The organism is Lysinibacillus parviboronicapiens, assembly GCF_003049605.2.
GTDB lineage: Bacteria > Bacillota > Bacilli > Bacillales_A > Planococcaceae > Lysinibacillus > Lysinibacillus parviboronicapiens.
On record NZ_CP073713.1, the window covers coordinates 38170 to 50684 of the forward strand.

The following is a 12515-nucleotide window of genomic DNA, read 5'->3' on the forward strand; positions in this document are numbered from 1 at the left end:
TATGATACAATGAAAGGCACTGATTAATTTTAACTTTATTCATAGCATGTAAAGGAGGAGCTTCTAGTGACGGTCCCATTTGTTACGGTAGAAGGTCCGATTGGTGTTGGTAAAACCTCTTTGTCAAAAGAGATTGCGGCGACATTTAATTACCATCTATTAAAAGAAATAGTAGACGAAAACCCCTTTTTAAATAAGTTTTATGAAGACATTGAGGAATGGAGCTTCCAGACGGAAATGTTTTTTCTATGTAATCGTTATAAGCAATTAACGGATATAAAAAAATTTCGTTTAGCAAATGATACCCCTGTTGTGGCAGACTATCATATCTTTAAAAATCTAATATTTGCTAAACGTACGTTACCACCTACTGAGTATGATAAATACGAAGAAATCTATCAAATTTTGACGAAGGACATGCCAGTCCCAAACATGGTCGTTTATTTATATGCGAGTGTTGATACATTAATGAAACGAATTGCACAGCGTGGTCGTGAATTTGAAAAAATGATTTCACGTGAATATATGGAGCAGCTAGTGGCAGATTATCATTCTTTTATTGAGCATTTTGAGAAGAAGCATCCACAAATTCCTGTTATTCGCTTTAACGGTGATCAGCTAGACTTCGTGAAAAACCCTAGTGATTTACAATATATTCTAAAAATAATTAAGGATACGTTACAACAAAGGAGCTTGCAACAATGAATTTGAGAGAAAAATACGATATTCCACCACATACGGTTATCACAATCGCCGGTACAGTTGGCGTTGGAAAATCAACTATGACGAAGGCGCTAGCGGAGGCATTAAACTTCCGTACTTCTTTTGAAAAGGTGGATACAAATCCGTATTTAGATAAATTTTATGAGGACTTTGAAAAATGGAGCTTTCATCTTCAAGTGTACTTCCTCGCTGAACGTTTTAAGGAACAAAAACGTATTTTTGAATATGGTGGCGGTTTTATCCAAGATCGGTCAATCTATGAAGATACAGGGATTTTTGCAAAGATGCACTTCGATAAAGGAACGATGAATCCGACTGATTATGAGACGTATACAAATTTATTCGAAGCAATGGTGCTGACGCCATACTTCCCACACCCAGATTTACTTGTTTATTTAGAGGGACCTATTGATGATGTAATAGGTCGTATACAAGAGCGTGGTCGTGAGATGGAGCAACAAACGCCAAATGATTATTGGATTGAGATGCATGAACGCTACGAAGGTTGGATTAATAATTTTAATTCATGCCCAGTGCTTCGATTAGATATTAATGATTATGATTTATTGAAAAATCCGGACGCAATTGAATCAATTGTGAGCCGCATCAGTCATATGCTAAAACAAACAAGTCATTTACGTAAATAAGAGTCTCTTAGAGTAGCAGGCACAAATAAGCCAGTTATATAAAGTAGAATACGAATCTCTGATGGAGAACCAACAAAAATTTGCGTTCTGTGCGACAATGAAGTGGTAGCCATAAACAGATGATTTACGTAAAAATTATGTAAAATAAGCTTGGCTTTCGGAGATAATAGCAAGAGTAAATGTTTTAAGAAAATAACATGAGCAAAAGACGTGCGACAATAAGAAGCCTATTGTTCCACGTCTTTTGTAGTAGGAGGAATGATGATGAGAATAGCGGTATATTGCGGCTCTGGATTAGGCACTAACCCAATTTATGCAGAGAAGGCAACAGAGTTAGGAATTGTATTAGCAGAAAATGGACATGGTGTTGTATATGGAGGTTCAAAAACAGGATTAATGGGAAAAGTGGCAGATGCGGTACTAACAGCGGGTGGGGAAGTAATTGGTGTAATGCCGACTCATTTACAGAAGCGAGAAGTCGCTCATGCCTCTTTGACAGAAATACATTTCGTAGAGACCATGCATGTTCGTAAAGCAAAAATGGTAGAATTAGCAGATGCCTTTATAGCTTTGCCAGGTGGAGGTGGTACAATGGACGAATATTTTGAAGTGTTTACTTGGGCACAAATTGGACTCCATGAAAAACCCGTTATTTTATATAATGTGAATGGCTTTTATGATGCAATTCTACAACATTTTAATAGAATGTTAGAGGAAGGATTTATCCGTACAGAGCAAAAGTCACTTATTCGGGTAGCAACGACACCACAAGAAGTATTGGCTATTATTGAATAGACATGGGCAAATATTGCTCATGTTTTTTTGTGCAAAAATAATTATTAAAGCTTATGATGTTTCCACGCTAAGTTAGATTATAATGAAAATCGCGAATGTACATAAAGGGAAATTTGTCAAAAAATGAATGATTGAGATGGATGCAATGGCATAAAAATAGTGAGGGTTTGCTAGAAACAATACGCCAAGTTTCACAAAAATCTGAGGAATCTTGCCCAGTTGCAAAATCAGGCTGAATCCATTAAAGGTATAGTCAAAACTATTCAAGACAGTGCTTCTCAAACCAATTTCCTGGCATTAAATGCAGCAATTAAAGCGGCAAGAGCTTTCGAATATGGGCGAGGTTTTTCATGTTGTAGATAAAGAGGTTAGAAAGCTTTCAGTAAGGGTTGAGCAATCTATCTCGGAAGTGAAGATAATGTTGAGGGTATCGTACGTGAAATTGGACAGGTCACAGAAAGTATTACACGCATAGCTGAAAAAGTTGAGAAAACAAATGCACAAATTAATGTGGCTTCTAGTGACTTTGTTGAAATAGCTTCTGCCGCAGAAGCACTGGATGAACGCTCGGAACCAATTTACAGAATTAATATAAAAGAAGCATGTGGCAAAAATTAAGTGCCGCATGCTTCTTGTTATTTTTCCTCTTGCACATGTTTCATAAAGAATGATAAAACAAGCGCAATAATTGCCAGTACTAATGCAAATGTTAGAGCATGTTGTACACCTATAATTGAACCAGTAAAAGTATTGTCATCAGTTGTTCCATTTACTTTAACAAAATTGGCTGTACTAATTGACATAATTGTAATAGATACTGCTGTGCCGATTGCACCTGCAACTTGTTGTAAGGTATTCATAAACGCTGTACCATCAGGATACAAATGACGTGGTAGTTGATTTAAGCCATTTGTTTGAGCAGGCATACTTGCAAGTGAAATACCGATAAACATCAGAATATGAAAGACTACGATAAAGTAGACCGATGTATTTGCATCAATTGTTCGTAATGCAAACAGCGCCACAATCTCCAACAATAAACCAACTGGCACCATAACACGTGGACCAAAACGATCAAAAATATGACCTGAAGCGACAGCCATGAAGGCATTGATAACACCACCAGGAAGTAGTGAAAGTCCAGCAATCATTGGTGCAAGAAGTAAAATATTTTGCAGATAGATTGGAAGTAAAACCATCGTTGCTAAGATAGTCATATGCACAAGAATGACCATCAATAGGCCAATATTGTACATAGGGAAAGAAAAAACTTTTAAATTTAGCATAGGCTGGTCCATTTTAAATTGGCGCAAACAGAAAAGTATAATGCCGATAGCACCAATGCCAATAGCAACCATTACTTCAGCTGATATGAATGTGCCAAGCTTACCAGAAATACTGAATCCGTAGACTACTCCGCCAAAACCAATCGTTGAAAGAATGATTGACAATACATCAAATTTAACGGGATGTACGTCACTAACATTTTGCACAAATTTTAAGCCAAGTATAAACGAAATGAATAGAAACGGTAGACTCATTAAAAAGATATAATGCCATGAGAAATGTTCCATAACGAAGCCAGCAATAGTTGGGCCGATTGCTGGTGCAAAAATAATCACTAAGCCGATTTTCCCCATTGCCGCTCCACGCTGATTAATAGGATAAATCATTAGTACGACTTGCATCATAAGGGGCAAAATAATGGCCGCTCCTATAGCCTGAATAATCCGACCAGTGAGTAATACTGCAAATGTTGGCGAAATGGCCGAAACGCCAGTACCAATAATTGAAAATAGCAATGAAACAATAAATAAATGCCTCGTTGTGAAACGTTGCATAAGAAATCCTGATAAAGGTACTAATATACCTAGCGTTAATAAATATCCAGTTGTTAACCACTGAATAGTTGAAGCATCGGTGTTAAAATCTACAATTAGCTGTGCAAAGGCCATATTAAGAGCTGTTTCATTAAATAAACCAATGAAAGCAGCGACTAGAAAAGCAGCGATAATTTGATTACGTTGTTCATATAACTTTTGACTATCCATATAACCCTCTTTTTCTTTAGTTTTCATTTACTCCTAACAGTAACATATACAAATGATTTATTTCCATCTGTTTCCGCCATATTGTATGAATCTAAATATAGAAGAGGATAAAATACACTAGTAAATGTGGGCATGTATTATTTACAATATTTGTGTAAGACTTTTATAAATTCATAATAGGGGTGTTATGTATGACAAAAGTGGAAGTAAGTTTTAAGCATTTACCGACAACAGCGATTTCTGATGCAACAGGAGGGCATACGAATCTAGGTAGTGATATTAAACCATTAGCAGATCATTTTAAAATTGCCGGACGTGCTATTACTGTTCGATTACCCGATGGCGAAAATGGTGCCGTACTAGAAGCCATTCGAGCTGCGAACAAGGGTGATATTTTAGTGATCGATGCAAAGGGAAATAGGAATCGCGCAGTGGCAGGCGATTTTGTTATTTCGCTAGCGAAAGGTATTGGTGTACAAGGCTTTGTAGTGGATGGTGTCATTCGTGATATTGCAGCTATTCGGGAGCTAGATTTCCCTGTATTTTCACTTGGAACAACAGTAGCAGCGGGCAATAAAAATGGTGGCGGTCAAGTAAATGTACCCATTGCTATAGGTGGCGTAACTGTTCAACCGGGTGATTATATTATTGGAGATGTCGATGGTGTCCTTGTAGTACCACAGGAAGATGCGGAGCATATCGTTGTCGCTGCAGAGGCAAAAGTTGAAAAGGACGAAGTGCGAGCTCAAGAAGCGCATTCAAAAGGTAAAGAGTCCATCCTAGCATATTTAGATAAAGTGTTAGCCAAATAAAAAAATCCTCACGATGCACATGGGACTGACCCCTGTATATAAGACAGAGATCAAAAAAGCATTTACCCAACCAGTTGTCGATATTGTACCGGCGACTGGTTGTTTAGTTTCGCTTGTATTCGGATATAGTTATAATACTTTACATAGTCTTTGACAGTTTGTTCTACGATTGCCGTCGTAGTACGCCTTAAATTGTCTAAGTAAAATGTTTCAGACTTTAATGCAGAATGAAATGATTCAATTGGGGCATTGTCAGCGGGCGTACCTTTACGGGACATGCTCATGATAATGCCTTTCCCTTTTACGGCCTGTTGATATCGATAAGACGTGTACACCGAACCTTGGTCACTGTGTAGTGTACACCCATCGGGTAAAGTACCTAGTTGGGATAAGGTATTCAACACAAAATCAGTATCTTGGCAATCACCAATCGAGTAGGCGATAATCTCGCCATTATATAAATCTTGAATACTTGAAAGATACAATTGTTTCTGACCAAATGGCAAGTAAGTAATATCGGTAACGAGCTTTTGTAAAGGTGCAGTTGCCTCAAAATTACGGTTCAATAAATTATCTGCGATATAGTAGGGTTGTCCAGTTTGTTTCCGTTTTTTTACTTTTACTCGACACTGCCAACCATATTTTTGCATGATACGTTGCACGACTTTATGATTCACGCGTATTTCTTGGCGTAAGAGTGCAGTAATTTTCCGATAACCATATCGGAATTTATGCGCACGACAGAGTTCTCCAATATGTCGTTCAATCGCCTGACGAGACCTTGCATCCGCAGATGCCTGTTTCCAACGATAGTAGGTAGATCGTGCAATTCCTAAATGTGCACATATATCCTTCACGCACAACGTTTCTTTTAGCGTCTCTACTAACTGTACAGCTACTTCTCCAACCACTTCCTCTCCAACTCTGCGTACTTTTTTAAAACCTCAATTTGTTGCTTTAAATAACGGTTCTCCATTACTAATTTTGTTTGTTCATTCTCATATTCAGGACCTTTACCAAAGGTATATTGTTTACCTACAGGTTGTTCAAATCGGTGTATTTCTCCGTTTCTATACCAACGCATCCATGTTTCCACTTGTGTTTTATGCCTTATATTTAATTCAATTAAAACCTGCTTCGTTGGTATACCAGCCAATCGCATCTCAATAGCCTTCATTTTTACTTCGTATGGATAACTCACTCTTGTTCCCATAGAAAAAACACCTCCTAATTGAAGTTTAGGTATCTAAACCCGAATTCAATCGAAGATGCTTTTTTTATTTGTCTATACTTTTGGGGGCAGTTCCCATCTACATCGTGAGGATTTTCTTATTTAGCTTATGCTAAATTTTCATTTTCTTTAAAGTAATTTTTCATTTTTTCTTTATCAAAACGGCCTTCCCATTTCGCCATTACTAATGATGCTAGTGAGTTACCGATTACGTTTACAACTGTACGTCCCATATCAAGAATACGGTCGATACCAGCAATAAATGCTAAGCCTTCAAGCGGAATGCCGACAGTACCTAAAGTTGCTAGAAGTACAACGAATGATACGCCTGGTACACCTGCAATCCCTTTAGATGTAACCATTAATACTAGCATTAATGTAATTTGCTCACCAATGCTTAAGTGTATTCCATACATTTGTGCAATGAATAATGCCGCAATTGCTTGGTACAGTGTTGATCCATCTAAGTTAAAGGAATAACCTGTTGGAATAACAAAAGATACGATGTCTTTCGGTGCGCCTAATTTCTCCATTTTCATCATAATTCGTGGCAATACAGCCTCCGAACTCGCTGTGGAGAATGCTAAAATTAACTCATCTTTTAATACCTTGATTAAATAGAAAATACTGATACCTGCAATCTTTGCTACAATGCCAAGAACGACAAAAATGAAAAATAGCATCGTTCCATAAACAAGTATAGCGAGCTTAGCAAGTGGTACTAGGGAAGCAAATCCATATTTGGAAACGGTTACACCAATTAAACCAAATACCCCAATTGGCGCGAATTTCATAACAAGGTTTGTTACCCAGAACATAGCGTCCGCTACACCCTGGAAGAAGCCTAACACTGGTTTACCTCGATCCCCAATGGCAGCAACACCTAGACCAAAGATGACAGAGAAGAAGATAATGGCAAGCATATCGCCTTCAGCCATAGATTGGATAATATTTGTTGGTACAATACCTACAATAATATCGAAAGGTCCTTCATGTTGTACTTCCTCAGTTGTCGAAACGTATTTCGAGATATCCCCTTGAGAAAGTTCGTTCATATTCACACCAGCACCTGGTTGGAATAGATTTGCTGAAAGTAGTCCTACAACAATTGCGACTGTTGTAATGACTTCAAAGTAAATAAGTGATTTCCCACCTAATCGTCCAAGCTGTTTCATGTCGCCTGTTCCAGCAACACCTACGATTAATGTCGAAATGATAATCGGAACAACTATCATCTTAATCAGATGTAGAAAGATATCTCCTAGTGGTTGTAGATATTTTTCAATATTGGGGTTTCCGTAAAAAATACCACCAACAATGATTCCTAAAGTCAAACCGATTAGAATTTGAGTGGCTAAACTGATCTTAAATTTCTTTTTCAAAATCTCCGTTCCTCCTAATATTAAAATTTTTAGGACACGCCTTACTTTAATAATACGGAGGACTTATGAAATCCGACAAAATCCGATAAATTTAATTTATTTTTGTTAAGATGTCTGAATATAACACTTGAATAAACTTCTTTATATTCACCTTTGCCTTCCGATTTCCGTGATCTTCAATTTGCTTCATAAGCTGACGAATCTCTTTAAAATCAAAGTATCGTGGTGCATAGTATTCGAATTCCGAGTTTGTGTAATCAACAACACCTAAATTGGCCAAGTTTATCATCGCTGCTAAAATCGTACGACGAACCCGCTGTTCTATAGCTTTACTTTCCTTCAATATATCATCAGGAGTTGTTTTGGTGACAGCTGCAATTTCCTCATATAGTTCCTTTAAAGGAGGTAGGGGTGCAATCTTGTGCTGATGTGCTAACAGCGTCTCAATAATGGCAATTATATCTTCACTGCCAATTTCTCCGACAATACCCATATCATTTAAAATGGATTGAATATGATCACGGGATGTCGCTTTATGATTTTTTTGTTCACTTATTTCAATATTAGTAAGTGACTGCCGTATCACCAACAGTGAGTTTTTTAGCCGAAATTGCTCTGTTGTTTTACGTAAAACGTTTTCGACTTCAATTCGGTTAATGGGCTTATGAATGAAGAAATCAATACCTTGCTCATACGCTTCACCGACCATTTCCTTATTCACTACCTGAGAAATCATGATAAATTGTCCCTCAAAGCGATTTTGAATGAGATGTTCTACTGTTGCAATACCATCTAACTTTGGCATAAGTAAATCAATTAACACAAACTCAGGCTGCGTCATTAATATCTGCGGTATGGCATCTTCACCATTACGCGCTTCCCCAATGACGGTACCTAAACTACTATCTTCAATAATTTGCTTTAGCATGACCCGACTTGCACGGTCATCATCTACAATAAAATACCTCATTTAAGTCTCTCCCGTTTGAATAGTTTGTGTAGGAATAATAATTTTAAACATTGTTTTTTGGTTATGTGATTCTACAGTAATTGTACCGTTTAATTTTGCTATTAGTGTGGCTACATGTGAGAGCCCAATACCAGTTGCTGCCACACCTTCAACATTATATTTAGTCGTATAGCCAGGCTCAAAAATAATAGAGAGCTCACTTTGTGAAATACCTTTACCGTTATCACATACGGTTATTACAGTATCATCCTCTTGCTGTTGAATAGCAATAGAAATAACGCCATGTTCTTCAATTGCTTCTATAGCATTAGCTGTTAAATTATTTAATAGAGCGAGCAATGCAATATGCTCCTCTGTTTGAAAATCTATATCAAAATTGATTTTAAATAGTATGTCTTTACCAAGCAACTCACTATATTTACGATTACCGTCCTCTATATAATGTAATAATTCTGACAATCGGATGGAGCCGTAACTCTTCTCACCGACAATTTTTGAAATACCTGCATAAATGCGTTGTGAATCTTTTTTTACCTCGTGAATTTCCTGGGCAATATGAAGAGCTTGTAAACTTTCCGCACGATAGCCCTGATTTTTTAATTGTCGGTATAAATCAAAACCACTAGCTGTAATCGTTTCAATATGATTCATTGATTTTTTTAGATATAAAGTTTCTACATATAAATCAGAGCCAACATTCAGCATTTCTTGTACACGTTTCTTTTGCTCAGCGATTAAAATGGAGCTATAGATTCCAACCACAAAAAAGCTTCGAAGCAGGGCAACGGCTAACAGTATGAGAAAGTCGTGTATAAAAACAAAGTTATACGATTGTACAAGAAAACGTGCTAGCTGTTCACCTAGGTTACTAATGACCTCGCTAAAGGCTACAAGGAGCCCAAGCTTTAACGGTTTTTCACGAAATTGATGAATATTTAATTGATGTAGGCATATAGCAAACAATAAGTAAAATATAGCTGCAGGCACATGGGCAAAAATACTATCAATTAATGAAATATCTTGCGTGCTGTAATTAATTGTGACTCGAAAGATTGTAGTCACTATACTTGTCATCACACCTGCTAAGATAATGGGTGTAGGTTTAAGTAGAGTACATAAAAAGAAGATGATACTCCCTAACCCAAAGCGAAAAGTTGTATCGTAGAATGGCAAAATTTTTATTTCACTACCGACGGCAGTAAATAAAGCAATCATAAAAACCCATGTGAGAGTACCACGAGACATAAGAATTTTCGTATACATTTTCAAGTATCCTCCCTAATCTATATTAGTCGAGTGAGATATCTAATAAAAAAATACCACAACCTAAGTGGAAGTGGCATCTAGAAGTATGAGTTGCAAATTTTAGGCAAAAAAAAACGGCTACATCATGTAGTCGGATTTAAAAACTGGAGGAGGTAGAGGGATTCGAACCCCCGCGCGGTGTTACCCGCCTGTCGGTTTTCAAGACCGATCCCTTCAGCCAGACTTGGGTATACCTCCAAAGTATATTGTTGCAATGTCTTATCGACAAGAACTAATTTATCATATATTGATTTCCACGTCAATCTTTTTCTAAAACTTTTTTAGATTTTAAAAAAAATAATTTTTTTATGTTGAGGAGAAATATTTAAAATATAAATAATTAGTGCAATTCGTTGCAATTTATGAAGACTGAAAGTATACTAGTTATTGCCGTGCTAGGTGGGAAGGTAGCGGTGTCCTGTAACTCGCAATCCGCTCTAGCGAGACTGAATTCCTTTATTGAGGCTGTCCGTATTGTTTGGTCTGCCTTTTGCACGTAGTGTTGACGATTGGGTCCTGCGCAATGGATACCCATGAACTATGTCAGGTCCGGAAGGAAGCAGCATTAAGTGGTATTATTCATGTGCCGCGGGGTTGCCTAATCTGAGCTAACGACAAGAGTAACGCTTATGTGCGGCTGTCGAAGAAAGGTGCACGGCATTAATTGCCAATTCAAACGCATTCGTCTATTGTAGGCGGATGCGTTTTTTCTATGTAAAAAGTGATGACGCGGTTTTATTAATAAAGCAGCCAATGCTATAATAGAGCTATCATATTTAAAAAGAAGAGGAGAGGAATTCATTGACGTATCAAGCATTTTATCGTGTGTATAGACCACAATCATTCCGTGAGATGTCAGGTCAAGCGCATGTCAAAAGAACGCTACAAAATGCTCTCCTAGCGAATAAAACGACACATGCGTATCTGTTTTCTGGTCCACGTGGTACTGGGAAAACGAGTACGGCTAAAATTTTTGCGAAGGCATTAAACTGTGAGCGTGCACCGTCAAATGAGCCCTGTAATGAGTGTGCAACTTGTTTAAGCATTACAGATGGTTCTCATCCAGATGTAATAGAATTTGATGCTGCATCCAATTCGCGCGTTGAAGAAATACGTGACATTATTGAAAAAGTTCGTTTTGCTCCTGCGAGTAGCAGGTTTAAAGTGTATATCATTGACGAAGTGCATATGCTTTCGACGAGTGCCTTCAATGCCCTTTTAAAAACATTAGAAGAACCACCGTCACACGCTGTATTTATTTTAGCTACGACAGAGCCGCATAAATTGCCAGCGACGATTATTTCTCGTTGTCAACGCTTTGACTTTAAACGGCTTTCAACCAACGATATTATTGAACGGATGAAGGTTGTATTAGAAGACATTGAGTTACCATATGAGGAACAGGGTTTAAAGGTTATAGCGCAATCTGCAGCAGGTGGTATGCGAGATGCCCTAAGTTTATTAGACCAAGTCGTTTCCTTCAGTGGTGAGCTTTTAAAACTGGAAGATGCGCTACTTGTTACGGGGTCAATCAGCCAAGAAGTTTTTTATGATTTAGCAGATGCTTTAAAGGTAAAAGATGTGGCACAAATGCTAGCATTATTAGAACAACTTATTGCCGATGGGAAGGACCCGCTTCGTCTATCAGAGGATTTAATTACATTCTTCCGCGACTTATTGCTATTACAAACGAGTGATGGATTAGCAGAATTATTAGAGCTAGTATCGCCGGAGGAGCGTGTGTTTGCTTTGGCACATGATTTTGCGCCTGATATGCTTTACGGTTATATTGACATCTTAGCGAAAACACAGCAAGAAATGCGGTTCTCGCATCATACAAAAATTTATTTAGAAACAGCTTTGCTAAAAATGACGCAATTTTCAGGTGGAGTAGTTCATCAGGTGAGCACTACGGGAGAAACAACGGTGAGTCCTGAGCTTGCGCAAAAAATAGTGGCACTTGAACAATTGGTTCAGCAATTATCGGCCCAATTGGAAAATGGTATGCCGGCGCAAACGCCGCAGGCTGCTAAAGAGCAACGACCGCGTGTGAAAAATCCAAATGGCTACAAGGCACCTACTGGACGTATTCAAGAAATATTAAAGGACGCTACAAAGCAGGATGTGCAACGTATTAAAGCTGTATGGGCGCAAGCATTGAACCAAATGCAAAAATCTCAATCGGCTCTATTAGCAGAAGCTGAACCTGTTGCCGCATCTTCGAGTGCTTTTGTGTTAAAATTCAAGTATGATATTCATTGTCAAATGGTTGCTGATAATCATGCGTTAAAAGCACACTTCACACAATTAATTGCAGGGCAAACGGGCACCATGTATGAAATGCTTTGTACGCCTGAAGAAACTTGGTTAAAGTTGCGTGAAGAGTTCATTCGTGATCATGGTATGCACCAAAAGCAAGCCCAGCCAGCAAATGATCAGGATGTAGAGTTATTAGAACCACCACCGGCAGAAATGCCAGAAGAACCCTTTATCGATGATTCACAACCACTTGCATCACAGGATCCACTTGTGACGGAAGCGGAAAAGCTGTTCGGTAAAGATTTTGTTGAAATAATTGAAGACTAATACTTAGGAGGAA

At 37.9% G+C, this 12515-nt stretch carries 11 protein-coding genes, 1 tRNA gene and 1 other RNA gene; 7 read left to right on the forward strand and 6 right to left on the reverse strand.

Annotation, left to right across the window (positions count from 1 at the left end):
* Positions 1-66 precede the first annotated feature (66 nt).
* The 4 genes from C9J31_RS00150 (at position 67) to C9J31_RS23455 (ending at position 2528) form a co-directional block, all read left to right on the forward strand.
* Positions 67-705: a deoxynucleoside kinase gene (locus C9J31_RS00150; protein ID WP_107951675.1), complete on the forward strand. Its 639-nt coding sequence runs from the start codon at positions 67-69 to the stop codon at positions 703-705.
* Entirely contained in the window at positions 702-1370 is a 669-nt protein-coding gene (locus C9J31_RS00155; RefSeq protein WP_054768649.1) for a deoxynucleoside kinase, read from the forward strand. The genes C9J31_RS00150 and C9J31_RS00155 overlap by 4 nt, the downstream gene beginning before the upstream one ends.
* Before the next feature lie 264 nt (positions 1371-1634).
* Positions 1635-2165, forward strand: coding sequence for an LOG family protein (locus C9J31_RS00160; protein WP_107951674.1), 531 nt, complete (start codon positions 1635-1637; stop codon positions 2163-2165).
* Between the two features lie 219 nt (positions 2166-2384).
* Complete coding sequence (locus C9J31_RS23455) at positions 2385-2528, forward strand: methyl-accepting chemotaxis protein (protein WP_238602234.1); 144 nt, start codon at positions 2385-2387, stop codon at positions 2526-2528.
* Positions 2529-2800: 272 nt separating this feature from the next.
* Here the strand turns inward: C9J31_RS23455 and C9J31_RS00170 are convergent, their stop codons facing one another.
* A complete protein-coding gene (locus tag C9J31_RS00170) occupies positions 2801-4216 on the reverse strand; it encodes a DHA2 family efflux MFS transporter permease subunit (RefSeq protein ID WP_107926829.1) in 1416 nt (471 codons plus the stop codon).
* Positions 4217-4407: 191 nt separating this feature from the next.
* Between C9J31_RS00170 and C9J31_RS00175 the strand changes: the two genes are divergently transcribed.
* Positions 4408-5028: an RraA family protein gene (locus C9J31_RS00175; protein WP_107951673.1), complete on the forward strand. Its 621-nt coding sequence runs from the start codon at positions 4408-4410 to the stop codon at positions 5026-5028.
* 62 nt (positions 5029-5090) lie between these two features.
* Here C9J31_RS00175 and C9J31_RS00180 read toward each other — a convergent pair.
* From C9J31_RS00180 to C9J31_RS00200, 5 genes are all read right to left on the reverse strand, one after another.
* Positions 5091-6241, reverse strand: a protein-coding gene (locus tag C9J31_RS00180) for an IS3 family transposase (protein WP_211634924.1) whose coding sequence is annotated in 2 segments (ribosomal slippage) — positions 5091-5968 and positions 5968-6241 — 1152 coding nt in all. Because the reading frame shifts where the segments join, the coding sequence is not laid out codon by codon here.
* 125 nt (positions 6242-6366) lie between these two features.
* Positions 6367-7641: a cation:dicarboxylate symporter family transporter gene (locus tag C9J31_RS00185; protein WP_107951701.1), complete on the reverse strand. Its 1275-nt coding sequence runs from the start codon at positions 7639-7641 to the stop codon at positions 6367-6369.
* A 91-nt stretch (positions 7642-7732) separates the two neighbouring features.
* Positions 7733-8611: a response regulator gene (locus tag C9J31_RS00190; protein ID WP_107926812.1), complete on the reverse strand. Its 879-nt coding sequence runs from the start codon at positions 8609-8611 to the stop codon at positions 7733-7735.
* A complete protein-coding gene (locus C9J31_RS00195; RefSeq protein ID WP_107951702.1) occupies positions 8612-9874 on the reverse strand; it encodes an ATP-binding protein in 1263 nt (420 codons plus the stop codon).
* A gap of 147 nt (positions 9875-10021) precedes the next feature.
* A tRNA-Ser gene (locus C9J31_RS00200) sits at positions 10022-10114 on the reverse strand.
* Positions 10115-10306: 192 nt separating this feature from the next.
* Between C9J31_RS00200 and ffs the strand changes: the two genes are divergently transcribed.
* Positions 10307-10574, forward strand: an RNA gene (ffs, locus tag C9J31_RS00205) — signal recognition particle sRNA large type.
* Positions 10575-10717: 143 nt separating this feature from the next.
* Positions 10718-12502, forward strand: coding sequence for a DNA polymerase III subunit gamma/tau (dnaX, locus tag C9J31_RS00210; protein WP_107951703.1), 1785 nt, complete (start codon positions 10718-10720; stop codon positions 12500-12502).
* Positions 12503-12515 lie beyond the last annotated feature (13 nt).

Bases quoted from the DNA above. Each gene is read 5' to 3' on its own strand.
- C9J31_RS00160 (WP_107951674.1), top strand. From the start codon at position 1,635: ATGAGAATAGCGGTATATTGCGGCTCTGGATTAGGCACTAACCCAATT.
- C9J31_RS00170 (WP_107926829.1), bottom strand. From the start codon at position 4,216: ATGGATAGTCAAAAGTTATATGAACAACGTAATCAAATTATCGCTGCT.
- C9J31_RS00190 (WP_107926812.1), bottom strand. From the start codon at position 8,611: ATGAGGTATTTTATTGTAGATGATGACCGTGCAAGTCGGGTCATGCTA.
- C9J31_RS00195 (WP_107951702.1), bottom strand. From the start codon at position 9,874: ATGTATACGAAAATTCTTATGTCTCGTGGTACTCTCACATGGGTTTTT.
- C9J31_RS00155 (WP_054768649.1), top strand. From the start codon at position 702: ATGAATTTGAGAGAAAAATACGATATTCCACCACATACGGTTATCACA.
- C9J31_RS00175 (WP_107951673.1), top strand. From the start codon at position 4,408: ATGACAAAAGTGGAAGTAAGTTTTAAGCATTTACCGACAACAGCGATT.